Genomic DNA, 23240 nt, shown 5'->3' with positions numbered 1-23240 from the left:
TCACCCCTGTCACTGTAGGAGCGAGCCTGCTCGCGATGGACTTCAAGGCAACGCGTTGAATCAGAAAGTACGCGTCATCATTGGCCTCCATCGCGAGCAGGGCTCGCTCCTACAGTAGGCATCCACCGATCTCACAGGAGTCACCGCACCATGAGCCGCGCCCCAGACACATGGATTCTGACCGCCGACTGCCCCAGTGTCCTCGGCACCGTGGATGCGGTGACCCGCTTTCTGTTCGAGCAGGGCTGCTACGTCACCGAACACCATTCCTTTGATGACCGGCTCTCGGGCCGTTTCTTCATTCGAGTGGAATTCCGTCAACCCGACGGCTTTGATGAGCAATCATTCCGCGCGGGGCTCGCCGAGCGTGGCGAAGCCTTCGGCATGATCTTCGAACTGACCGCGCCGAACTATCGGCCGAAAGTGGTGATCATGGTCTCCAAGGCCGATCACTGCCTCAACGATTTGCTCTATCGCCAGCGCATCGGCCAACTGTCGATGGACGTGGCCGCGGTGGTCTCCAACCACCCGGACCTCAAGCCACTGGCTGACTGGCACCAGATTCCGTACTACCACTTCCCGCTGGACCCGAACGACAAGCCGTCGCAAGAGCGTCAGGTGTGGCAGGTGATCGAAGAGTCCGGTGCCGAGCTGGTGATCCTTGCGCGCTACATGCAAGTGCTGTCGCCAGAGTTGTGCCGCAAGCTCGATGGCAAGGCGATCAACATCCACCACTCCCTGTTGCCCGGGTTCAAGGGCGCCAAGCCCTATCACCAGGCCTATAACAAGGGGGTGAAACTGGTGGGCGCCACGGCGCATTACATCAACAACGACCTTGATGAAGGCCCGATCATTGCCCAGGGCGTCGAGGCAGTGGACCACAGCCATTACCCGGAAGACTTGATCGCCAAGGGGCGAGATATCGAAGGACTGACGCTGGCGCGGGCGGTGGGTTATCACATTGAGCGCCGCGTGTTCCTTAACGCCAATCGCACCGTCGTTCTTTAGATCGCTTTCGCGAGCAAGCCCGCTCCCACAGGGATTTGTGTGAGTACACAGATCTTGATCACACCAGAGATCAAATGTGGGAGCGGGCTTGCTCGCGAAGAGGCCCTGACAGACAACGCAAAAAAAAACAAAGGCAATAACCCGGGCAATCAACGCGCCGCCGATCCATGGCGACGCGACCGCTACATAAAAACAACAGCGAGGTGAAAGCATGTCTGGCAATCGTGGTGTGGTGTATCTCGGCGCTGGCAAGGTCGAAGTGCAGAAGATTGACTATCCGAAAATGCAGGACCCGCGCGGTCGCAAGATCGAGCACGGGGTCATTCTCAAAGTGGTTTCCACCAACATCTGTGGTTCCGACCAGCACATGGTGCGCGGGCGTACCACGGCGCAAACCGGCCTTGTGTTGGGCCATGAAATCACCGGCGAAGTGATCGAGAAGGGCAGTGACGTCGAGAACCTGAAAATCGGCGACCTGGTGTCCGTACCGTTCAACGTGGCTTGCGGGCGCTGCCGTTCCTGCAAGGAAATGCACACCGGTGTGTGCCTGAGCGTCAACCCGGCTCGCCCAGGCGGTGCTTACGGTTATGTCGACATGGGTGACTGGACCGGCGGCCAGGCGGAATACGCCATGGTGCCGTATGCCGATTTCAACCTGCTGAAACTGCCGGACCGCGATCGGGCGATGGAAAAAATCCGCGACCTGACCTGCCTTTCCGACATCCTGCCGACTGGCTATCACGGTGCCGTGACTGCCGGCGTAGGCCCAGGCAGCACCGTGTATATCGCGGGTGCCGGTCCGGTCGGTCTGGCGGCGGCGGCTTCGGCTCGCCTGTTGGGCGCGGCGGTGGTGATCGTCGGTGACGTCAACACCGTTCGCCTGGCGCACGCCAAGGCCCAGGGCTTCGAGATCGCCGACCTGTCCCTGGACACGCCGCTGCACGAACAGATCGCTGCACTGCTGGGCGAGCCGGAAGTTGACTGCGCCATCGACGCTGTCGGCTTCGAAGCCCGTGGCCATGGCCATGCCGGCGTGAAACACGAAGCGCCGGCCACCGTCCTCAACTCGTTGATGGGCGTGGTGCGTGTGGCCGGCAAGATCGGCATTCCCGGCCTCTATGTGACCGAAGACCCGGGTGCTGTCGACGCTGCCGCGAAAATGGGCAGCCTGAGCATCCGCTTCGGGTTGGGCTGGGCCAAGTCCCACAGCTTCCACACCGGCCAGACCCCGGTCATGAAGTACAATCGCGCGCTCATGCAAGCGATCATGTGGGACCGTATCAACATCGCCGAAGTGGTGGGCGTTCAGGTGATCAGCCTGGATCAGGCTCCGCAGGGTTATGGCGAGTTTGATGCCGGCGTGCCGAAGAAGTTTGTGATCGATCCGCACAAGATGTTCAGCGCTGCTTAAGCGTTCGGGCAATACCAGAACGGCGACCTTCGGGTCGCCGTTTTGTTTGGGCTGTTACTCAGAACTGGTGATTCACGCCAGGATCAAAAGATCGCAGCCTTCGGCAGCGCCTACAGAGTCGCGACAAGCTCGCAGGGCCGGGAACAATCCTTGAGAGCGTCAGTCCAATGCACAGTTTTTTGCCGCCCATTGCCGGGCGGTGTTCATCGAGGATGTCTGAATGAAGATTTCACGCGGTTTTGCACTGGCATCACTCCTGACCCTGGCTGCCAGCCCGGCCTTTGCACAGTTCAACCTGAGTGATGCTGCCAGTGTCATTGCCGGCATGAAGGGCGATGACGCGACCGCGACCGCGACCGCCGCACCGACGCCGCAGACAGCCGATTTGCTGAGCACCCTCAGTGAATTGGACATCACCCCACAGCAAGCCATTGGCGGCGCCGGGGCGATGCTGGGCCTGGCGAAGAACCAGTTGAGTTCGACCGACTACTCGGAACTGGCCAAAAGCGTGCCGGGTATCGACATGCTCTCGGGCGGCGGTGAGTTGGGTGCGCTGGCCGGCCTGCTCGGCTCCGGCGGCAAAGCTGCAGGGCTGGATAATGCCCTGGGCAACGTCAAGGACAGCAACGACCTGAACAACGCCTTCAGCGCCCTGGGCATGGACAGCGGCATGATCGGCCTGTTTACCCCGGTGCTCTTGCAGTACCTCGGTCAGCAGGGCGTCGGCGGTACGCTGCTGAGCAGCCTGGGCAACATCTGGGGCGCCGGGGCCGGCACCGGTAGCTGAATCAGTAGCGCTCGGCGCGCAAGGCGTCGATGCGCCGGTCCTTCTCGATCCAGAGCTGGTTGACCCAGTTCTGGATCTTCTCGCGAAACACCGGATCGTTTTCGTAATCGCCCTGCCACAGCGCCGGGTCGAGTTCGCGGGTCTTGATGTCGATGATGACCCTTGGCACATTGCCGCTGATCAGGTCCCAGAACCCCGGAATCTTCTGCTGCGGGTAAACCACTGTCACATCGAGAATGGCATCCAGCTGTTCGCCCATTGCCGCCAGCACGAATGCCACGCCGCCAGCCTTGGGCTTGAGCAGGTGAGTGAAGGGTGACTGCTGTTGAGCGCTTTTCGCTGCGGTGAAGCGCGTACCTTCCAGATAGTTGACCACCGTCACCGGCTGGCGCTTGAACAGCTCGCAGGCCTTTTGGGTGATCTCCAGGTCCTTGCCCGCCAGCTCCGGGTGTTTGGCCAGGAACGCCTTGCTGTAGCGCTTCATGAACGGGTAATCCAGCGCCCACCACGCCAGACCCAGGAAGGGCACCCAGATCAGCTCTTTCTTGAGGAAGAATTTGAAGAACGGCGTGCGCCGGTTCAGCGTCTGGATCAGCGCCGGGATGTCGACCCAGGATTGATGGTTGCTGATTACCAGATACGAGGTATCGCGGCGCAGATCTTCACCGCCACGGATGTCCCATTGAGTGGGGATGCAGACGCGGAAAATCAGCTTGTCGATTTCCGACCAGGTTTCGGCGATCCACATCACGGTCCAGGACGCGTAGTCGCGAAAACGGCCGGGCAGGATCAGCTTGAGCAGGGCAAACACCAGCAATGGCCCGATCAGGACCAGGGTGTTGAGCAGAAGCAGCAGGGTCACGAAACAGCCGGTGAGCAGGCGGCGCATAAGTCACTCGTCGAAGCGGTTGGGCGCGCCATGATAAGCAGCTTCGGGGGACAGGCCAAATCGGGGGTGACGAATGTTTCACCTCCGGGGCGGTAACCTTGGGGGAACGATCAAGCGAACAACGGTCTAAAATCCGGCAGTTCACTCTTATGGAAGCCCAGTACGTGAAATCCCTCCTTGCAGTGCTCTCCCTCATCGCTTTGCCGGTCATGGCCGCCGAGCCGACCCTGTACGGGCGTTACGAATACATCGCCCTGCCGGAAATCGGCGGGCAAGTCCTCAAGGCGAAAATGGACACCGGCGCCCTGACCGCATCCCTGTCGGCCAAGGACATCGAAACCTTCAAGCGTGACGGCGAAGACTGGGTGCGTTTCCGCCTCGGCACCAAGGATGCGGGCAACCAGGTCTACGAACACAAGGTCGCGCGCATCAGCAAGATCAAGACCCGCTCTGAAGAGGACGAGGAGGACAGCGAAGTTGTCGCGCCGAGCAAGCGTCCGGTGGTCGATCTGGAGCTGTGCCTGGGCAACGTCAAGCGCACCGTGGAGGTCAACCTGACGGACCGCAGCAGCTTCAACTACCCGTTGCTGATCGGCGCCAAGGCGTTGCGCGAGTTCGGTGCGGCGGTGAACCCGGCACGGCGGTTCACGGCGGACAAGCCCGATTGCTGATTGACGGGGTGTGAGGCTTGGGGCACCGTTCGCCCACATCCCTGCCGGGCTCGGACGCCATGCCTCATATCCTGATTGTCGAAGACGAAGCGGCCATTGCCGACACCCTGATTTTCGCCCTGCAAGGCGAGGGCTTCACCACCACATGGTTGAGCCTTGGCGCGGCGGCGCTGGAGCATCAGCGTCAGACTCCGGCGGATCTGATCATTCTCGATATCGGCCTGCCGGACATCAGCGGCTTCGAAACCTGCAAGCAACTGCGGCGCTTCAGCGAAGTGCCGGTGATGTTCCTCAGTGCCCGGGATGGCGAGATCGATCGCGTCGTGGGCCTGGAAATCGGCGCCGACGATTACGTGGTCAAGCCGTTCAGCCCGCGGGAGGTGGCGGCGCGGGTCCGGGCGATTCTCAAGCGCATGGCGCCCCGCACGGTGAGCGAACCATCGACGACGCTGTTTCGTATCGATAGCGACCGTGTGCAAATCAGTTATCGCGGTCAACTGCTGACCCTTACCCGCCATGAATTCCGCCTGTTGCAATGCCTGCTGGAACAGCCCGAGCGCGTCTTCAGCCGCGAACAGTTGCTCGATGCCCTGGGCGTGGCCGCCGACGCCGGTTACGAGCGCAGCATCGACAGCCATATCAAGAGCGTGCGCGCCAAGTTGCGACGGGTGAAGGCTGACGCCGAACCGATCCAGACCCACCGCGGCCTTGGCTACAGCTACAGCCCGGGGCACAGCTGATGCCGCTGGGAATCCGGTTCTTCCTGGTCTACGCACTGTTCATCGGCCTGACGGGCTACTTTGTGCTCAACACGGTCATGCAAGAGATCCGCCCGGGCGTTCGCCAGTCCACCGAAGAAACCCTGGTCGATACCGCCAACCTGATGGCCGAGATCCTGCGCGACGATTTCAAGGCCGGCACTCTCAATCAGAACCGCTGGCCGCAACTGCTCAAGGCTTATGGTGAGCGCCAGCCGGCGGCGAAAATCTGGGGCTTGCCGAAGAATCAGGTCAACCACCGCATCTACGTCACCGACGCCAAGGGCATCGTTGTGCTGGATTCCAGTGGGGTGGCAGTGGGGCAGGATTACTCGCGCTGGAACGACGTGTACCTGACCCTGCGCGGCGAATACGGCGCTCGCTCCACCCGCGGTGATCCGAACGATCCGGGGTCTTCGGTGATGCATGTCGGCGCGCCGATTCGCGACAACGGCCAGATCATTGGCGTGGTCACCGTGGCCAAGCCCAACAGCTCGTTGCAGCCTTATGTGGATCGCACGGAGCGCCGGTTGCTGGCGTATGGCGCCGGGCTGATCGGCCTCGGTTTGCTGTTCGGCGCGTTGTTGTCCTGGTGGTTGAGCCGCGCCCTGCGCAGATTGACAGCGTACGCTCAAGGCGTCAGTGCAGGCCGGCGGGTTGAAGTGCCGCATTATCGCGGTGGTGAGCTGGAACAATTGGCCACGGCGGTGGAGCAGATGCGCACGCAGCTTGAAGGCAAGGCCTACGTCGAACGTTACGTGCACACACTGACCCACGAGTTGAAGAGTCCGCTGGCAGCCATTCGTGGCGCGGCGGAACTGTTGCAGGGCGAGATGCCGCCGATCCAGCGACAGCGTTTCGTCGGCAACATCGATAGCGAAAGTGCGCGCATGCAGCAGTTGATCGAACGGCTGTTGAACCTGGCCCAGGTCGAGCAGCGCCAAGGGCTGGAGGAGCGGGTAGCGGTGCCGCTGGCGAAGTTGGTCGATGAATTGCTGAGCGCTCAGGCGGCGCGCATCGAAGGCAAGCAGTTATGTGTGGAGCAAACCATTGCAGCGGATCTGACCGTGACCGGTGAGCCATTCCTGTTGCGTCAGGCGCTGGGAAATCTGCTGGAGAACGCTCTGGATTTCACCCCGGCTCGTGGCTTGCTGCGATTCAGTGCCACAAAGATCGGTGAGCAAATCGAATTCAAGCTTTTTAACCAGGCCGAGGCGATTCCAGACTATGCGTTGCCGCGCTTGAGCGAGCGCTTCTACTCACTGCCGCGTCCGGACAGTGGGCGAAAAAGCACAGGGTTGGGGCTTAACTTCGTTGAAGAGGTGGTCAAGTTGCATGGTGGGGAGATGAGTGTCGGTAATGTCGACTGTGGTGTAGAGGTCACGTTGCGCCTGCCTTAGGACCGAGTCGCGGCCATCGCGAGCAGGCTCGCTCCCACATGGGATCTCCCGCGAACACAAAATATATGCGAACCGAAGATCAAATGTGGGAGCGAGCTTGCTCGCGATGGGGTCGGTCAAGTCTCCACATAATCCCCACATTTCTCCCATAAAACCCCCACACAGCCACGCCAGACTTTCCCCATCCAAAACAGGGAGAGTCCCATGAACCGTAGCCTGACCCTAAAACTCGGGGCGATTGCCCTGTTGATTCTGTTGTTGCTGATCCCGCTGCTGATGATCAACGGTGTGATCCGCGACCGTCAGCAATTGCGCGACGGCGTGCTCGACGACATTGCCCGCAGTTCCAGTTTCAGCCAGCAGGTGAGCGGTCCGTTGCTGGTGGTGCCGTATCGCAAAGTGGTGCGCACCTGGAAGACTCGTGAAAAAACCAACGAGCGTTATCAAGACATCAGCGAAGAGCGCGGTCGTCTGTATTTCCTGCCGGAACGCTTCGAGCTCGACGGCCAGGTGCAGACCGAGTTGCGCTCCCGGGGGATTTACCAGGCGCGGCTGTTTCATGCCGACAATCGCATCAGTGGGCTTTTTTCGCTGCCGGCGCGGCTCGGAATCAAGGAAGACTTTGCCGATTACCGGTTCGACCCGCCGTTTCTCGCCGTTGGCATCAGCGACATCCGTGGTATCGAAAATGCCTTGAAACTCGAGCTCGACGGCCAGAGCCTGGACTTCATTCCCGGTAGCCAGGTCGGCTGGCTGGGTGAGGGCGTGCACGTGACACTGCCGGCGCTGAACACCGAACAGGCCGCGGAGCTGGCTTTCGGTTTTAACCTGCGCCTGCAAGGCACGGGCGTGTTGCAGGTATTGCCGGTGGGTAAAACCAGCACAGTCTCGCTGAGCGCCGACTGGCCTCACCCAAGCTTCATTGGCAACTATCTGCCGGCCCAGCGTAACGTCACCGATCAGGGGTTCACCGCCAACTGGCAGGCGTCGTTTTTCTCCACCAATCTGCAGGAGGCCTTGAGCAGCTGTGTCACCGGCGGTGACTGCGCAGCCTTCAGCGGCCGCAGCTTCGGCGTGAGCTTTATCGACCCGGTGGACCAGTACCTGAAAAGCGACCGGGCGATCAAATACGCACTGCTGTTCATCGTCCTGACGTTCGCCGGCTTCTTCCTCTTCGAAGTGTTGAAAAGCCTGGCCGTGCACCCGGTGCAATACGCGCTGGTGGGGGTGGCCCTGGCGTTCTTTTATCTACTGTTGCTGTCGCTGTCCGAGCACATCGGTTTTGGGCTGGCCTATCTGTTGTCGGCGGCTGGCTGCGTGTCCTTGATCGGTTTTTATGTGTGCCATGTGCTGCGCAGTGTCGTGAACGGGTTGAGCTTCTCCGCGGGACTGACGGCGTTGTACGGCCTGCTTTACGGCGTGTTGAGCGCCGAGGATTACGCGCTGTTGATGGGCTCGTTGCTGCTGTTCGGCTTGTTGGGCGTGTTCATGGTGCTGACCCGCAAGCTGGATTGGTATGGGGTTGGGCAGAAAGCGGTGAAACCGTTGGACTTCGATATTGGAGCGGTGCAATGAACCGGTCGGTGGGGTTGCGCGAGGATCAGCGCTGGAGCGAGGTGTTAGTGACTCGGATTTTGCAGTGGTTGCCTGATGAACCGCGTTGGTATTTTCGCGAGCAGGCTCGCTCCCACAAGGGTTCTCCAGTGAATACAAAATTTGTACGCACCGACGACCTACTGTGGGAGCGAGCCTGCTCGCGAAGCGGCCAGTACAGCCAGCGAAGTTCTAAGCCTTCGGCATCGTCGCAATCATCGAAGGCCGCTGGCTCACCTCGAAGTACCACCCCGCCAGTTGTGGATTCGCCGTGCGCCAATCCAGATCCGGATGGCGCAGGTCGAGGTAACCCAGTGCACAGGCCACGCTGATCGCGGCCACGTCGAAGTGGCAGGTCAGCTCGGCAATCGCGTCTTTTTCCAGCAGGGCCAGGGCGCGGCGGATCTTGTCGCGCTGGCCGTCGAGCCATTCGTCCCAGTGTTTCTCCGGGGCACGCAGGGCGACTTCGTAGCGCACCAGCACGGCCGCGTCCATGATCCCGTCGGCAAGGGACGCGAGGGTCAGGCGCCGCCAGCGGGCCGAGCCTTCGCGGGGGATCAGCGGGTTGCCGACGTGCTGCTGATCGAGGTAGTCGAGGATGACCCGGCTGTCATGGATGACATTGCCATCGGCCAGGCGCAGGGCCGGGATTTTGCTCAGGGGGTTGTCGTCGATCAGGGCCGTGTCCGGGGTTACCGGGGTGAGGACGCTGGTCTGCAGCGCCACGCGGTCCTGTTGACCGGTTTCGTACAGCAGCACCATGACTTTGCGAACGAAGGGTGAGAGCGGGTTGTGGTACAGGGTCATGCTCGGGGCGGACATGGCAGCGTCTCGATCGGTGGCAGAGTCGGGCAGCATAGCGTGTTGGGGCGATAGCTCAAGATGGCCCGCCTCTGTAGGAGCGAGCTTGCTCGCGATGGACTTGGGAACGCCGCGGGGTGTCAGGTTTCCCGCGTTATCGTTGACGTCCATCGCGAGCAAGCTCGCTCCTACAGGGGGGCAGCGGCGTTGCAGGAGGCCGCGCAGGGCTAGCACAGCCGGGATGCCCAGCCCCACCCAGCTCAGTGAATCCCACACACCATCGCCGAGCAACGCGGCAAACAGCCCTGCCGCGCTGAGCACCGCGATGACGGTGGGAATGGCAAAGACCTTCCGGAAATTCGACTGCCGGGGCTTCATGCCACGTTCTCCGCTTTTTCCAGCACAGGCCTGGCAGCCTTGCGCCGCACCACCCACAGGTAGACTCCGCTGCCGAGCACAATGATGGTCAGCACATCCAGGGTCGCCCAGAGGATTTGCATCGGCATGCCGCCGTAGTCGCCGAAGTGCAGCGGTTGCGACATGCCCATGGCATCCATGTACCAGGGGCGTTCGGCCACGGCGGTGACTTGCAGGGTGCTGGCGTCGATCAGCACCGGCGTCAGCAGGTGCGAGGTCAGGTGCGTGCTGCCTTTCATGAACACCGCGTAATGGTGCTCGCTGGAAAACCGCGTGCCGGGGAAGGCGATGAAGTCCGGTTGCATGCCTGGCGCGACGTCCTTGGCGATGTCGAGCAGACGGGTGGCCGGCGCCAGTTGCGTCAACGGTGGCGCATCGCGGTACGGCGCAACCATCGCGTTCAGGCTGTCGTTGCGCCAAGCGGCAATGATCAGGTCGGCGCAGGCACTGATCACGCCGGTCACGCCGACCACCAGGGCCCAGGTCAAGGTCACGACGCCGATCAGGTTATGCAGGTCGAGCCAGCGCAGGCGGGTGGATTTGTCCTGGCGCACGGTGGCGAACTTCAGGCGGCGCATGAATGGCAGGTACAAGACGGTGCCGGAGACGATCGCCACCACGAACAGAATGCCCATGAACGCTAACAGCAGCTTGCCCGGTAAGCCGGCAAACATGTCCACGTGCAGGCGCAGCATGACCATCATGAAACCACCGTTGGCCGACGGCATCTCCAGGGCCTCGCCGGTACGGGCGTCGAGCATGAAGGTGTGGGACGAATTGGGCTCGGTGCCGGCGGTAGGGGCCATGATCGCAATCGCGGCATTGGGCTCGTCGTCCTCGAAGCCGAAATACTGCATGACTTCGCCAGGGCGATGCTTTTCAGCCGCCGCTACCAGTTGCTGCAAATCAAGCCGCGGGGTGTCTGCCGGCATCTGCTTCAGTTCGGCTGCATCACCGAGGAGGTGGTCGATCTCGTGATGGAAGATCAACGGCAGGCCGGTCAGTGCCAGCAGCAACAGGAACACCGTGCAAATCAGGCTGGTCCAGGTATGAACAGCGGACCAGCGGCGAATTGTTTTACTTTTCATTTCATGGCCTTCAGAAAAACCAAAGCCGTCCTTTGGGGACGGCTTGGTCATTGGGCGTATCAGCTCAACGTGTTACCACTTGTAGGTTGCACTGGCGACGACACTGCGCTGGTCGCCGTAGTAGCAGTAGAAGCTGTCGCAGGTCGAGATGTAGTCCTTGTCGAACAGGTTGGTGGCGTTAACGGCCAGCGAAGCGCCCTTGAGGCTGTTGTCCAGGCGGCCGAGGTCGTAGTGTACCGCGGCGTCGAACACCGTGTAGGCGTCGGCCTTGCCCAGCCAGGTGTTGGCCTCGTCGCCGTAAGTGTTGCCGGTGTAGCGCGCGCCGGCGCCGATGCCGAAGCCGTCGAGTACGCCGTTGTGCCAGGTGTAGTCGCCCCATACCGATGCTTGCTGGTTAGGCATCAGTTGCAGGCGATTGCCCTTGAATGCGCCGTCTTGCACTTCGGACTTGGCCAAGGTGTAGGCGGCGGTGACCTTGAGGTTTTCGGTCACGTCGGAAACGGCTTCCAGCTCCAGGCCTTTGACTCTCACTTCGCCGGTCTGGCTGGTGACCGTCACGTTGCCCACATTGTTGGTGACGGAAACGTTTTTCTGGGTCAGGTCATACACAGCGGCCGTCAGCAGTGTGTTGCTGCCCGGTGGCTGGTACTTGATACCCAGTTCCCACTGCTTGCCTTTGGTCGGCTTGAACGAATCGGTCGGCGAGGCGACAGCATTGCTGGCCGGCTGGAACGATTCGGCGTAGGACAAGTAAGGCACGAAGCCCGAGTCGAACACATAGCTGATCGCCGCGTTGCCGCTGAAGTTCTTGTCGCGCTGAGTGTTGGTGGCATCACCCTTGTTGAAGAATTTGGTGCCGGTATGCACCCAGTCTTCACGACCGCCGAGGGTCAGGCGCCATTGGTCGAGGGCCATTTGATCCTGGACGTACAGACCGGTCTGGTAGGTCTTCTGGTCATAGTCATAAAACGCCGAGGAGCGTGGTGGACGGGTGATCGGCAAGCCATAGACCGGATCGTTGACGTTGATGGCCGGTGCGCTGCCAAAGATCGAGGTGTAGTTGGTGTTGCTGCGCTGGTGGTCCAGGCCGATCAACAGCGTGTGATTAATGTCGCCGGTGGCGAAGACGGCCTGGAAGTTGTTGTCCACGGCGAACTGGCTGATGTCTTCGTCGACATTGGTCGTGCCGCGCCCGGTGTTGCCTTCATCGTCTACGACAAATCCGATGGAGGGAAAGTAGCTGTTGACGGTGACCGTCTGGAACGACAGGTCCGACTTGGTGTAGCGCAGGTTCTGGCGGAACTGCCATACATCGTTCAAGCGATGCTCGAAGGCATAACCGAGTGCGTAATAGGTGCGGTCGTAGAAATCGTAGTCCGGATCACCCAGGTTCTTGTGGTGCGAGATCTTGCCGAACGGCATGTCGATCTTGGTGCCCTGAATCGGATAGAACTGGCTGGTAACGCCGGTATCGTCACGGGTGAACTGCGTCAGCAGGGTGAAGCGGGTGTCTTCGTCGATGTTCCAGGTCAGGCTTGGCGCAATGTTGTAGCGCTTGTCATCGATATGGTCGATCTGGGTGCCGCCGTCACGCACCACGCCGCTCACGCCATAGAGAAACCGGCCTTCGTCGTCGATCTTGCCGGTGCTGGCGAAGTTGATCTGGCGATGGTTGTCGCTGCCGTACTGCAGCTGGATTTCGCTGCTGGCTTCGGCGCTCGGGCGACGGCTGACCATGTCCAGCAGACCGCCTGGCGGGGTCTGGCCGTACACGGACGAGGCCGGGCCGCGCAGCAAGGCCAGGCGGTCGAGGTTCCAGGTTTCCTGTTTCGGGTTGGCGTATACGCCTTTTGGCAGGGGCAGGCCGTCGAGGAATTGAGTCGGCTCGAAACCACGCACCCGCAGCCAGTCAGCGCGGGTGTCGCTGCCGTAGCTGCTGGCGGTGATGCCCGGCAGGTAGCGCACGGCGGCGTCAAGGGTATGCGCGTTGCGGTCGTCCATCTGCTCGCGAGTGACGACCGAAATCGAGCGCGGTACCTCGACCAGCGCGGTATCGGTCTTGGTGCCGGCGGCGGTCCGCTTGGCCACGTAGCCTTGCACCGGGCCCCAGGCGCTTTCAGCGTCTTCCACGCCAATCACGCTGGTTGCCGGCAGAGCCATCACGCCCTCGGGCACGGCCACCAGGCTGTAGGTGCCGGCACTGCTTTGCTCCATTTGCAGCCCGGTGCCGCGCAGGGCCTCGCGCAGGGCGCCGGCGGCGTCGAACTGGCCGTTGACGGGCGCCGAGGTTTTGCCTGCCGCCAGGGAGGGGTTCAACGACAAGGCCAGGCCGGCCTGGCTGGCGATCTGGTTCAGGGTGCTGGCCAGTGGTGCGGCTGGCAGGTTGTAGGCGCGAACGCTTGACGCCTGCTCAGCGGCGACCAGTTGGCTGCTGCCCAAAGGGGTGCAAAGGGCAACGGCGACCGCCAGCAAACTGGGGCGCAACAGGGTGTTCAGCGAACGGGACATACAGCGGCTCCTGAATGGAAATATTTCTCAATTGCCTGTGTGCCGAACGAGAATCAGAAAGTGATAGGGGTGGATGAAAATAATTTGTATTCAGTTATTCAATAAGCACTGAAGGGTTCTGTGTGCGGATTCAGGGCTTTGTTTCGGCCTTGGCGACTACCTTCACCCACCACTGCGTGTGCTGTTCAATCTGCACTGGCAGAGTCGGCAGCAGGGCATTGAGCGCCAGGTCGGTATCACGCAGCGGGAAGCTGCCAGTGATGCGCAGGTCGGCGACTTCCGGCGCGACGCCTGTGTAACCGGGTCGATAACGGCCGATTTCATGCACCAGATCTTCCAGCCGCGTGTTGTCCACCACCAGCATGCCGCGGGTCCAGGCATCCGCGCCGAAATTGACGGCCAGAACCGGACCCAGGCCGTTATTGCGGATCAACACCTGCTGGCCTTCGCGCAGAATCCGTTCATCCGGGCTGGACTCGGGGTGAACCGCCACCGCCGACTGCAACACACTCAGGCGTGTGCCTTCTTCTTCACGCTTGACCAGAAACCGCGTACCCAGCGCGCGCATGCTGCCTTCACGGGTTTCGACGATGAACGGCCGGGGATCGCCATGGCCGGTTTCAACCAGGATTTCGCCTTCCTGAAGCACGATGCGCCGCTGCTTCTCATCGAAGCGCACATCCAGGGCGCTGTGGGTGTTGAGATTGACCAGTGTGCCATCCGCCAGGCGCAGGGTGCGCTGCTCGCCAACAGCGGTGCGCTGGTCGGCCAGCCAGTAATCGATCGGCAGGTAACGTGGCCCGGCAAATAGCGCCAGGCCGATCACGGCCACCACGCTCGCCACGCCATTGCCGAGCTTGCGCACCCGTCGGCGGATGCCTTCGCGCGATTGCAGCAGGGCAGTGCGGGCCGGGCCACTGGCTGCGCTGAAGCGTTGGTCGAGCATGCCCAACTGGCGCCAGGCACGGGCGTGCTCCTCGTGGGCAGCGTGCCACTTGGCGAATTCTTCGCGCTCTACCGGGTTGGCGCCATCCATGGACAACTGCCAGGCAATCGCTGCGTCCAGCACGTTGGCCGATACCGGTTTGGAACCGAGCGGGTTCATGTCGGCTCACCGTACAGCGCGATGTAGCATTGGCGAATGCCCTGGGCCAGGTACTGGCGCACCCGCGGCACCGATACCCCCAGGCGCTCGGCGATTTCTGCGTGGCCAAGACCGTCGAGACGGTTGTAGAGGAACGCCGCCCGGGCCTTGGTGGAAAGCTTGCCGAGCAAACGGTCGATGTTTTTCAGGTCTTCGAGGATCATCTGCTGCTCTTGCGCCGACGGTTGTTCGGCTTCGGGAATCAGCATCAGTTCGGTGAGGTAAGCCTGCTCCAGCGCGGCGCGACGGAAATAATCGAACAGCAGGCCCTTGGCGATGGCCACCAGGAATGCCCGCGGTTCGCGGGGTTCCTTCAGTTCCTCGCGGCCCAGCAAGCGCACGAACGTGTCCTGGCTCAGGTCTTCGGCCCGCTGTGGGCAGGCGACATTGCGTCGAAGCCAGGCCAATAGCCAACCGCGATGGTCGCGATATAACGCACCGACGAGCTCACTTTGAGGGCTTGGGACTGACGACACGCCGCATCACCGCTTGGGAAGTGTTAACTAACGAGAATTGTTCGCGATTGTGGCAGAGGCGCGGGAGGTCCGCAATCGGCGTTGGTCGGGTGGGAATCTGGCGAAGGCCCCTGTAGGAGCGAGCTTGCTCGCGAAAAACTATCTGACACCTCGGTCTTGCCAGAAAAACGCGTTACCGTTGACGACTTTCGCGAGCAAGCTCGCTCCTACAGGGATTGCGTATAGGTCAGAAGGACGGCGCTTGTTGCCGACGCTTCCACTGACTCAAGCGCTGTTGCAAATTCAGCGGGCTATGAATCTGCTGCTGCCGCGCGCGGCTGAACAGGATCAGTGCCAGTTCAGCGGTGGCCAGGGCGTCGGCGCTGGCGTGGTGACGTTCGAAGACTTCGAGCTTGAACCAGTCGATCCAGTCGTCCAGCCCGGCCTCGCGAAAGTGCGCTTGGGGGCATAGCAGCGGTGCAATGTCCGCCACATCCAGAAACGGATGCTGCAACTTGAAGCCCAGGTGATCTTTCAACGCACGGCCGAGCATGTGCTGGTCAAACGGCGCGTGGAAGGCCAGTACCGGGCTGTCACCGAGGTATTCCATCAGGTCCACCAGCGCTTCTGCGGGATCGCTGCCCGCCGCAATGGCGCTGGGGCCAATGCCGTGGATCAGCACGCTGGGGCCGAGTTTGACTTGCGGATATTGCAAGGTGCGTTCGAACTGCTGGCGAAAATCGATGGCCCCGTCCTCGATCGCTACCGCGCCAATCGACAACACATGGTCCTTGTTCAGGTTCAGCCCGGTGGTTTCCAGATCGAGCACCACCCAGCGCTGCTCACGCAGGCTGCATTCGCCCAAGGCGGCAGCGGCTGGCAAGCGTTCCAGGCGATGTTGCAGGTCGGCGGGCAGGGTGGGGCTCGGCGGACGCAGCCATGAAAACAGGCTCACAACTGATACCGCAAGGTCAGGCTGCTCTGCAGGCGTTGGGCCTGACGCAAGGACTCACGCAGGATGCGCCGGTCCAGGTGATTGAGGCTGTCGGGATCGACCCGGTTCGAGTAGGGAAAATTCTCCCGGGTCTGTAATTGATGTTGCTGCATGCGGGTTTGCTGGATGAAGTGATAGGCCTCTTCGTACGCGGCGCCGTCCAGGGGCTCGATGACCTCTTTGGCGACCAATTGGCGAAAACGCTCCAGCGTGTTATTGGCCTCGATGCCATGGGCCAGGGCCAGCAGTCGGGCGCCATCGACAAAGGGTGCCAAGCCCTGGATCTTCAGGTCCAGGGTGGCTTTCTCGCCATTTTTGCGCGTCAGCACGAACTCGCGCAAACGCCCTACGGGCGGGCGATTGCGCAGCGCATTCTCGGCCATCATGCGCTGGAACAAACGGTTGTCACCGACCTGATCGAGAATGCCCCGACGCAACTGCTCGCAGCCTTGCTCGCTGCCCCAGACCACGCGCAAATCGAAATAGATGCTCGAACCGAGCAGGTTCTCCGGGGTGGCCTCGCGGATGAACGCCGCAAAGCGCCGCGCCCATTCGGCCCGGGACAGGCACAGCTCGGGGTTGCCGGCCATGATATTGCCCTTGCACAAGGTGAAGCCGCACAGCGCCAGGCTCTGGTTGATCTGCTGGGCGATGGGCAACAACTTGCCGCGAATCTCGGCGGCATGGGCTGCATCCCTGGCTTCGAACAGAATGCCGTTGTCCTGATCGGTGTGCAGGGTCTGCTCGCGACGGCCTTCACTGCCGAAGCACAGCCAACTGAATGGCACGCCGGGATCACCTTTTTCGGCGAGGGTCAGTTCGATCACCCGGCACACGGTGTGATCGTTGAGCAGGGTAATGATGTGGGTGATTTGTGTCGAAGACGCGCCATGGGCCAGCATGCGTTCGACCAGTTGGCCGATTTCGCCCCGCAGCGCCACCAGGTTTTCCACCTTCGGTGCGTTGCGGATGGTGCGCGCCAGGTGCACCAGGTCGACCCGTTGCAGGGAAAACAGATCGCGCTCGGAAACCACGCCGCACAAGCGTTGGTCCTTGACCAGGCAGACATGGGCGATGTGACGCTCGGTCATGGCAATCGCCGCGTCGAATGCACTGTGGTCCGGCGACAGGAAAAACGGCGCTCGGGTCATGTGCCCTTCGATGGCTTCGTTGAAATCAGTGCTGCCGTTGGCCACGGTCTGACGCAGGTCGCGCAGGGTGAAAATACCCAATGGCACCTTGAGTTCATCGACCACCACGATGCTGCCGACCTGTTGTTCGTGCATCAACGTCACGGCTTCGCGCAAGGGCGTCTGCGGGGCGCATGACACCGGGTGGCGCATGGCCAACTCGCCCAGTCGGGTATTGAGCGAATATTGGGTGCCGAGGGTTTCCACGGCTTTTTGCTGCACTTGCTGGTTGACCTGGTCCAGCAGGCTGCTGACGCAGCGCAGGGCGAAGTTGCGGAAGGTGTCCGATAGCGAAAACAGACGGATGAACGCCGGCTTGTTCAGTTGCAGGCAAAAGGTGTCTTCACCGGCGAGGTGCTCGGTACGGGTGGCCCGTTCACCCAGCAACGCCGCGAGGGGAAAACATTCGCCGGTGGCGATCTCGAAGACCGTTTCGGTGCCACCTTTTGCCGTATCCGGACGCTCGCCCACGACCCGGCCTTGCTTGACGATATAGAAGTGCTCGACCGGGCCGTCGGCGGGTTTGATGATGCTCTCGCCGGGAGCGTAAAAACGCAGCTGACATTGCTCGACCAGATACGCCAGGTGCGCGTGTTCCATCTGGTTGAAAGGCGGGAAGCGCTGAAGGAATTGCAATGTGCCCTGGATGTTCTGCAACACCGCGGTTTTCCCTGCCTGTGTGAAGGCGTCCGCTTTACTCATAACCATTACCGCAGTCTATTTTGAATTGTTGTAGTCGGATGACCCATACATGGTCGACCCCTGTAGCCGGGGTGCCCATTGGACGTAAGTCTAGGTAGGCTGTTAGCGTCCTGAAATGTCGGAAAAATCCTACGCAAGTGTGCGAAAAACCTCTCGGCCCCCCTATTGGAAAATTATCTGTCGGAGTGCACATTGGTGGTCAGCTTAGCGATGTCTCATAACTGTGCTAGGGAATTGAATTGAACATGTAGAGAACGCCATGTCCGACCACGATATTTTGAGCGACGCCGAGCGCGAAGCGCTGAGTGCAGTCATGCTGGAGCCTGACCTGCCGCTGCAACGGGTGCTGGTCGTCGATGACGATAAGGACGCCCGGGAGCTGCTGTCAGAGATCCTCGCGTTGGAGGGCATTCCCTGCATAACAGCGGCCAGTGGCGAAGTGGCACTCAAGATGTTGGAGGAGAAACCTTCGATCGGACTGGTGATTACCGACTTGCGCATGGGGCGCGTCGATGGGCTGGAGCTGATCCGCCAGGTGCGCGAGTCGGTACGGGCGGCGTTGCCGGTCATCATCGTCTCGGGCGATGCCGACGTAAAAGATGCGATCGCCGCGATGCATTTGAGTGTGGTGGACTTTCTGCTCAAGCCGATTGACGCCGACAAGCTGCTGGTGTTGGTCAAGCATGAGCTTGGGATGGAGCCTTAGTCCAAGCCGGTAACCACTGCACAATCCCTGTGGGAGCGGGCTTGCTCGCGAATACGTAGTGTCAGTCGAGTATTTTTTGGCAGATGCACCGCTTTCGTCGGAACGCCGCCCGGAGCAAGCCCGCTCCCACAAAGAGCAACAGGTCATGCAAACAAAAAAGCCCTGAACTTTCGATCAGGGCTTTTTCATGTCCGGCGCAGGCGCTCAGTTACAGGCCATTGGCGGCCTTGAACTCGCGACGCCGACGGTGCAGAACCGGCTCGGTGTAACCGTTCGGCTGTTTGGTGCCTTCAACCACCAGTTCGACCGCCGCCTGGAAGGCGATGTTGCTGTCGAAGTTCGGGGCCAGCGGACGGTACAGCGCGTCGCCGGCGTTCTGCCGGTCAACCACCGGCGCCATGCGCTTGAGGCTTTCCATGACCTGCTCTTCGGTGACGATGCCATGGCGCAGCCAGTTGGCGATGTGCTGGCTGGAAATACGCAGCGTGGCACGGTCTTCCATCAGGCCGACGTCATTGATGTCCGGCACTTTCGAACAACCGACGCCCTGGTCGATCCAGCGCACCACGTAACCGAGAATGCCCTGGCTATTGTTGTCCAGTTCGTTCTTGATCTGTTCGGCGGTCCACTGCGGGTTCACCGCCAACGGGATGGTCAGGATGTCGTCTACCGATGCATGGGCACGTTTGGCCAGTTCGGCCTGACGGGCGAACACGTCAACCTTGTGGTAGTGCAGTGCATGCAGTGCAGCGGCGGTCGGCGAAGGTACCCAGGCAGTGTTGGCACCGGCCAGCGGGTGAGCGATTTTCTGTTCGAGCATCGCTGCCATCAGGTCCGGCATGGCCCACATGCCTTTACCGATCTGCGCGCGACCTTGCAGGCCGGTGCTCAGACCGATATCGACGTTGGAGTTCTCGTAGGCGCCGATCCATTTTTCCGCCTTCATGTCCGCCTTGCGCACCATCGGGCCGGCTTCCATGGAGGTGTGGATTTCATCGCCCGTGCGGTCGAGGAAACCGGTGTTGATGAACACCACACGCTCGCTCGCCGCCTTGATGCAGGCCTTGAGGTTGATCGTGGTACGACGCTCCTCGTCCATGATCCCGACTTTCAGGGTGTTGCGTGGCAGGCCCAGCACGTCTTCGATGCGACCGAACAGCTCGTTGGTGAACGCGGCTTCTTCAGGGCCGTGCATCTTTGGCTTTACGATATAGACCGAGCCGGTGCGGCTGTTCTTGCGCGAGCTGTTGCCGTTGAGGTTGTGGATCGCCGACAGGCAGGTCACCAGGCCATCGAGAATGCCTTCCGGCACTTCATTGCCATCTTTGTCGAGGATCGCGTCGATGGTCATCAGGTGACCAACGTTGCGTACGAACAGCAACGAACGACCGTGCAGGCTCAGTTCGCTGCCATCGACCGCGGTGTAGGTGCGGTCGGCGTTCATGGTACGGGTAAAGGTCTGGCCACCCTTGGCGACGGCTTCCGACAGGTCGCCCTTCATCAGGCCGAGCCAGTTGCGGTAGATCACCACTTTGTCATCGGCATCGACGGCGGCAACCGAGTCTTCGCAGTCCATGATGGTGGTCAGTGCGGCTTCCATCAGGATGTCTTTGACGCCGGCCGCGTCGGTCTGGCCGACCGGGGTGCTGGCGTCGACCTGGATTTCGAAATGCAGGCCGTTGTTTTTCAGCAGGATCGCGGTCGGTGCCGCGGCATCGCCCTGGAAGCCGATCAACTGAGCGTCGTTGCGCAGGCCGGTGTTGCTGCCGCCTTTGAGGGCGACCACCAGTTTGCCATCGACGATCTTGTAGCCAGTGGAATCGACGTGGGAGCCGGCCGTCAATGGCGCCGCTTCGTCGAGGAAGGCACGGGCGAAGGCGATGACCTTGTCACCGCGCACCTTGTTGTAGCCTTTGCCTTTTTCCGCACCGTTGGCTTCGCTGATGGCGTCGGTGCCGTAGAGCGCGTCGTACAGTGAGCCCCAGCGGGCGTTCGAGGCGTTGAGCGCAAAGCGGGCGTTCATCACCGGCACCACGAGCTGCGGGCCGGCCATGCGGGCGATTTCGTCATCGACGTTTTGCGTCGTTGCCTGGAAATCGGCCGCTTCTGGCAGCAGATAACCGATGTCTTGCAGGAAGGCTTTATAGGCCACGGCGTCGTGCGGTTGACCAGCACGCGCTTGGTGCCAGCCGTCGATACGAGCCTGGAAATCATCGCGTTTGGCGAGTAGGGCTTTGTTCTTCGGCGCCAGGTCATGGATGACCTTGTCGGCACCGGCCCAGAACTTATCGGCGGTGAGGCCGGTACCGGGAATGGCTTCGTTGTTCACGAAGTCGAACAGGACTTTGGCGACCTGCAGGCCACCGACTTGAACGTGTTCAGTCATTGCTTGCCTCACTCTGCTCAGCTATTTCGCTTTTCAGCTCTTCAAATTAACAATGAAGCCTTTGGCCATTTAAACCACAAACCCCTCTGCCAGTACATGCCCATGACGGGCGGCTGGGTTGGGACCAATCAACGGCTTGAGGCCTTGCTGACAGGGCTTTCAGGGTTGCGAACGGGCCGGCGGCAGACATCGATTCAACGTTATGTAGTGCGCGCTGCGGCATACTACATGATGAATTGCGGATGTGAAAATTAGACTAATCACGTCGTTCTGCGACCTCATGACGCATTGCGGTCACGGCGCGGAACAGGATGTTCTCAAAAAACCACTAGATTGTTCCAGTTAAATATCAAAAGTTGTACACGATTTGTTGGGTCAGTCAGATCGGCGGTGCATCCATTCGCGAGCAAGCCCGCTCCCACAAAGGCCCGCGCAACCCTTGTGGGAGCGAGCCTGCTCGCGAAGGCGCCTGACCTGTCGGCGCAGGTCCAACCCTTGCCTATACTTGGTTCTCTATAACAAAAATCATGACCAGAGGGCTGCGCCATGGACCACCTCGTACTCACCGTTTTCGCACCGGACAAGCCCGGGCAAGTCGAGCGCATTGCCCAATGCATTGCCGAGCACGGCGGCAACTGGCTGGAAAGCCGCATGTCGCGCATGGCCGGACAATTCGCCGGCATTCTGCGGGTGGGGGTGCCGGCCGAGGCCTATGATGAATTGGTCGATGCCCTGCAAGGCTTGTCCACCCAGGGCATTCGCGTATTGATCGCCGAAAGCAGCATCGAACAATCCTGCACCTGGAAGCCGATCGCGATGGAACTGGTGGGCAATGATCGCCCGGGGATCGTGCGTGACATCACACGCTTGTTGAGCGAGCAGGGGGTGAGTCTGGAACGGCTGGTTACCGAAGTGCGCCCGGCACCGATGAGCAGCGAGCCGTTGTTCCATGCCGAAGCGATTCTTGCCGTTCCGCTGACGCTGTCGCTGGACGTACTGCAATCGCGCCTGGAAACCCTGGCCGACGATCTGATGGTCGAATTGGTGCTGCGCAGTGAGCCCTGATCAGGTTATCCAAGTTAAACGTGCACCTGCCTGTGGATAACCTGTAGAGACACCCCGCCAGGCCACGCCGACCGGGGCTCTTCAGGATCTGATCAAAAAACCAGCAGTTTCAGCCACTTGCGCACAATCGGCGGGGATCACGCTGTGGATAACCTTGGGAAGGAATGATGCAGGCCACGGAACTCGTGGCCTGTAGAGGTTTGTGTGTTTTTTGATCAGCTGCGACGACGCAAACTGAGCCACGCATCGACGCTGTAAACCGCGAGGCCGGCCCAGATGAACATGAACGCTACCAGGGTACTGGACGACAGGTGCTCGCCAAACAGCAGCACCGCTTGCAGCAGCACCAATGTCGGCGCCAGGTACTGGAGAAAGCCCAGTGTCGTGTAGGGCAAATGCCGCGCAGCCGCGTTGAAGCAGACCAGCGGCACCAGCGTGACCGGCCCGGCTGCCACCAGCCACCAGGCTTCTGACGTGGTCCAGAACTCGGCCTGAGCGCTGTGGGCGGTCGGATTGAACAGCAACCAGGCAATGGCGATCGGCACCAGCATCCAGGTTTCCACCACCAGCCCCGGCAGTGCCTTGACCGGTGCCTGCTTGCGAATCAGCCCGTAGAAACCGAAGGTCAGTGCCAGCACCAGCGACACCCACGGCAGGCTGCCGACTTGCCAGACCTGTTGCGCCACACCCACAGCTGCCAGACCGACGGCAATCCACTGCATGCGCCGCAGGCGTTCGCCAAGGATCAGCATGCCCAGCAACACGTTCACCAAGGGGTTGATGTAGTAACCGAGGCTGGCCTCCAGCATGCGGCCGTTGTTCACCGACCAGACGTAGGTCAGCCAGTTGGCCGCGATCAGCGCACCGCTCAGGGCCAGGATCGCCAGGCGTCGCGGGTTCTCCCGCAGCTCGCGCCACCAGCCGGGATGCTTCCACACCATCAGCAACAAGGCGCCGAACAGCGCCGACCACAACACCCGGTGGATGATGATTTCCACGGCGGGCACGCTGGCGATGGCTTTGAAATAGAGGGGGAAAAGTCCCCAGATGATGTAGGCACTCAGACCCAGAATGTACCCGCGACGCGGGTTGGCGGCTTGCATGCAGAATCCTTGCTTAGGCAGCTAACAAAGAAGGGATTGTAAGGAGATTTGTCTGCGAATGTCCTGATTGAATAGGTAAGTCATTTGTGAACACAGAACCTGTGGGAGCGGGCTTGCTCGCGAAGGCGGCGTGTCAGTCGACATCAATGTTGAATGACACGCCG

Annotated in this window: 19 protein-coding genes; 9 read left to right on the top strand and 10 right to left on the bottom strand. The window is 60.9% G+C overall.

What is annotated here, in order from left to right; genetic code table 11:
• Positions 1 to 150: 150 nt before the first annotated feature.
• The 3 genes from purU (at position 151) to AC3WN7_RS18480 (ending at position 3206) form a co-directional block, all read left to right on the top strand.
• Positions 151 to 1008: a formyltetrahydrofolate deformylase gene (gene purU, locus AC3WN7_RS18490; protein ID WP_007981374.1), complete on the top strand. Its 858-nt coding sequence runs from the start codon at positions 151 to 153 to the stop codon at positions 1006 to 1008.
• Positions 1009 to 1219: 211 nt separating this feature from the next.
• On the top strand, positions 1220 to 2419 hold the full coding sequence (gene fdhA / locus AC3WN7_RS18485) for a formaldehyde dehydrogenase, glutathione-independent (RefSeq protein WP_095964131.1): 1200 nt from the start codon (positions 1220 to 1222) through the stop codon (positions 2417 to 2419).
• 220 nt (positions 2420 to 2639) lie between these two features.
• Complete coding sequence (locus AC3WN7_RS18480) at positions 2640 to 3206, top strand: DUF2780 domain-containing protein (RefSeq protein ID WP_102674522.1); 567 nt, start codon at positions 2640 to 2642, stop codon at positions 3204 to 3206.
• A gap of 1 nt (position 3207) precedes the next feature.
• On the opposite strand, the gene yihG is transcribed toward AC3WN7_RS18480, so the two are convergent.
• Positions 3208 to 4095: a 1-acylglycerol-3-phosphate O-acyltransferase, YihG family gene (gene yihG, locus AC3WN7_RS18475; protein WP_095964129.1), complete on the bottom strand. Its 888-nt coding sequence runs from the start codon at positions 4093 to 4095 to the stop codon at positions 3208 to 3210.
• A 164-nt stretch (positions 4096 to 4259) separates the two neighbouring features.
• Between yihG and rloA2 the strand changes: the two genes are divergently transcribed.
• The 4 genes from rloA2 to creD all read left to right on the top strand — a co-directional run bounded on the left by rloA2 (position 4260) and on the right by creD (position 8499).
• Positions 4260 to 4766 carry a retropepsin-like aspartic peptidase RloA2 gene (gene rloA2 / locus AC3WN7_RS18470; RefSeq protein WP_095964434.1) on the top strand — a complete coding sequence of 169 codons (507 nt, stop codon included), beginning with the start codon at positions 4260 to 4262 and terminating at the stop codon, positions 4764 to 4766.
• A 59-nt stretch (positions 4767 to 4825) separates the two neighbouring features.
• Complete coding sequence (gene creB / locus AC3WN7_RS18465) at positions 4826 to 5506, top strand: two-component system response regulator CreB (RefSeq protein ID WP_095964128.1); 681 nt, start codon at positions 4826 to 4828, stop codon at positions 5504 to 5506.
• Positions 5506 to 6924, top strand: a complete 1419-nt coding sequence (creC, locus tag AC3WN7_RS18460) for a two-component system sensor histidine kinase CreC (RefSeq protein ID WP_102674523.1) — start codon at positions 5506 to 5508, stop codon at positions 6922 to 6924. The genes creB and creC overlap by 1 nt, the downstream gene beginning before the upstream one ends.
• 204 nt (positions 6925 to 7128) lie before the next feature.
• A complete protein-coding gene (gene creD, locus AC3WN7_RS18455; protein WP_102674524.1) occupies positions 7129 to 8499 on the top strand; it encodes a cell envelope integrity protein CreD in 1371 nt (456 codons plus the stop codon).
• A 210-nt stretch (positions 8500 to 8709) separates the two neighbouring features.
• Here creD and AC3WN7_RS18450 read toward each other — a convergent pair whose 3' ends face one another.
• The 7 genes from AC3WN7_RS18450 to AC3WN7_RS18420 form a co-directional block, all read right to left on the bottom strand.
• Positions 8710 to 9339 carry a glutathione S-transferase gene (locus AC3WN7_RS18450; protein WP_173862096.1) on the bottom strand — a complete coding sequence of 210 codons (630 nt, stop codon included), beginning with the start codon at positions 9337 to 9339 and terminating at the stop codon, positions 8710 to 8712.
• A gap of 353 nt (positions 9340 to 9692) precedes the next feature.
• Complete coding sequence (locus AC3WN7_RS18445) at positions 9693 to 10823, bottom strand: PepSY-associated TM helix domain-containing protein (protein ID WP_102674530.1); 1131 nt, start codon at positions 10821 to 10823, stop codon at positions 9693 to 9695.
• Positions 10824 to 10895: 72 nt separating this feature from the next.
• Complete coding sequence (locus AC3WN7_RS18440; RefSeq protein ID WP_102674527.1) at positions 10896 to 13331, bottom strand: TonB-dependent siderophore receptor; 2436 nt, start codon at positions 13329 to 13331, stop codon at positions 10896 to 10898.
• 130 nt (positions 13332 to 13461) lie between these two features.
• Positions 13462 to 14436, bottom strand: a complete 975-nt coding sequence (locus tag AC3WN7_RS18435; protein ID WP_095964123.1) for a FecR domain-containing protein — start codon at positions 14434 to 14436, stop codon at positions 13462 to 13464.
• Complete coding sequence (locus AC3WN7_RS18430) at positions 14433 to 14951, bottom strand: RNA polymerase sigma factor (protein ID WP_015097109.1); 519 nt, start codon at positions 14949 to 14951, stop codon at positions 14433 to 14435. Before AC3WN7_RS18430 ends, AC3WN7_RS18435 begins: the two co-directional genes overlap by 4 nt.
• A gap of 226 nt (positions 14952 to 15177) precedes the next feature.
• Positions 15178 to 15885 carry a 3'-5' exonuclease gene (locus tag AC3WN7_RS18425; protein WP_007980367.1) on the bottom strand — a complete coding sequence of 236 codons (708 nt, stop codon included), beginning with the start codon at positions 15883 to 15885 and terminating at the stop codon, positions 15178 to 15180.
• The gene (locus AC3WN7_RS18420; RefSeq protein ID WP_102674528.1) at positions 15882 to 17822 is read right to left on the bottom strand and encodes a putative nucleotidyltransferase substrate binding domain-containing protein; all 1941 of its coding nucleotides are present in this window, start codon (positions 17820 to 17822) and stop codon (positions 15882 to 15884) included. The genes AC3WN7_RS18425 and AC3WN7_RS18420 overlap by 4 nt, the downstream gene beginning before the upstream one ends.
• A 253-nt stretch (positions 17823 to 18075) precedes the next feature.
• Between AC3WN7_RS18420 and AC3WN7_RS18415 the strand changes: the two genes are divergently transcribed.
• The gene (locus tag AC3WN7_RS18415) at positions 18076 to 18522 is read left to right on the top strand and encodes a response regulator (protein WP_095964121.1); all 447 of its coding nucleotides are present in this window, start codon (positions 18076 to 18078) and stop codon (positions 18520 to 18522) included.
• A 208-nt stretch (positions 18523 to 18730) separates the two neighbouring features.
• Here the strand turns inward: AC3WN7_RS18415 and AC3WN7_RS18410 are convergent, their stop codons facing one another.
• Positions 18731 to 20908, bottom strand: coding sequence for a malate synthase G (locus AC3WN7_RS18410; protein ID WP_102674529.1), 2178 nt, complete (start codon positions 20906 to 20908; stop codon positions 18731 to 18733).
• Between the two features lie 546 nt (positions 20909 to 21454).
• Here AC3WN7_RS18410 and AC3WN7_RS18405 point away from each other — a divergent pair.
• Positions 21455 to 21973: a glycine cleavage system transcriptional repressor gene (locus AC3WN7_RS18405; RefSeq protein ID WP_095964119.1), complete on the top strand. Its 519-nt coding sequence runs from the start codon at positions 21455 to 21457 to the stop codon at positions 21971 to 21973.
• Positions 21974 to 22188: 215 nt separating this feature from the next.
• Here AC3WN7_RS18405 and rarD read toward each other — a convergent pair whose 3' ends face one another.
• Positions 22189 to 23076 carry an EamA family transporter RarD gene (gene rarD / locus AC3WN7_RS18400; RefSeq protein ID WP_095964118.1) on the bottom strand — a complete coding sequence of 296 codons (888 nt, stop codon included), beginning with the start codon at positions 23074 to 23076 and terminating at the stop codon, positions 22189 to 22191.
• Positions 23077 to 23240: the final 164 nt, after the last annotated feature.

It is taken from the genome of Pseudomonas sp. FW305-70 (assembly GCF_058783925.1).
Note: the sequence above shows the minus strand (reverse complement) of the source record. Positions and strands in the feature narration are given on the sequence as shown.

What these genes read in the sequence shown, in the direction of transcription:
- yihG (WP_095964129.1), bottom strand. Translation starts at nt 4,095, where the DNA reads ATGCGCCGCCTGCTCACCGGCTGTTTCGTGACCCTGCTGCTTCTGCTC.
- AC3WN7_RS18420 (WP_102674528.1), bottom strand. Translation starts at nt 17,822, where the DNA reads ATGGTTATGAGTAAAGCGGACGCCTTCACACAGGCAGGGAAAACCGCG.
- AC3WN7_RS18480 (WP_102674522.1), top strand. Translation starts at nt 2,640, where the DNA reads ATGAAGATTTCACGCGGTTTTGCACTGGCATCACTCCTGACCCTGGCT.
- creC (WP_102674523.1), top strand. Translation starts at nt 5,506, where the DNA reads ATGCCGCTGGGAATCCGGTTCTTCCTGGTCTACGCACTGTTCATCGGC.
- AC3WN7_RS18410 (WP_102674529.1), bottom strand. Translation starts at nt 20,908, where the DNA reads ATGACTGAACACGTTCAAGTCGGTGGCCTGCAGGTCGCCAAAGTCCTG.
- AC3WN7_RS18435 (WP_095964123.1), bottom strand. Translation starts at nt 14,436, where the DNA reads ATGAACCCGCTCGGTTCCAAACCGGTATCGGCCAACGTGCTGGACGCA.
- AC3WN7_RS18415 (WP_095964121.1), top strand. Translation starts at nt 18,076, where the DNA reads ATGTCCGACCACGATATTTTGAGCGACGCCGAGCGCGAAGCGCTGAGT.
- fdhA (WP_095964131.1), top strand. Translation starts at nt 1,220, where the DNA reads ATGTCTGGCAATCGTGGTGTGGTGTATCTCGGCGCTGGCAAGGTCGAA.
- AC3WN7_RS18450 (WP_173862096.1), bottom strand. Translation starts at nt 9,339, where the DNA reads ATGTCCGCCCCGAGCATGACCCTGTACCACAACCCGCTCTCACCCTTC.
- rarD (WP_095964118.1), bottom strand. Translation starts at nt 23,076, where the DNA reads ATGCAAGCCGCCAACCCGCGTCGCGGGTACATTCTGGGTCTGAGTGCC.
- AC3WN7_RS18445 (WP_102674530.1), bottom strand. Translation starts at nt 10,823, where the DNA reads ATGAAAAGTAAAACAATTCGCCGCTGGTCCGCTGTTCATACCTGGACC.
- creB (WP_095964128.1), top strand. Translation starts at nt 4,826, where the DNA reads ATGCCTCATATCCTGATTGTCGAAGACGAAGCGGCCATTGCCGACACC.
- AC3WN7_RS18405 (WP_095964119.1), top strand. Translation starts at nt 21,455, where the DNA reads ATGGACCACCTCGTACTCACCGTTTTCGCACCGGACAAGCCCGGGCAA.
- AC3WN7_RS18440 (WP_102674527.1), bottom strand. Translation starts at nt 13,331, where the DNA reads ATGTCCCGTTCGCTGAACACCCTGTTGCGCCCCAGTTTGCTGGCGGTC.
- purU (WP_007981374.1), top strand. Translation starts at nt 151, where the DNA reads ATGAGCCGCGCCCCAGACACATGGATTCTGACCGCCGACTGCCCCAGT.
- creD (WP_102674524.1), top strand. Translation starts at nt 7,129, where the DNA reads ATGAACCGTAGCCTGACCCTAAAACTCGGGGCGATTGCCCTGTTGATT.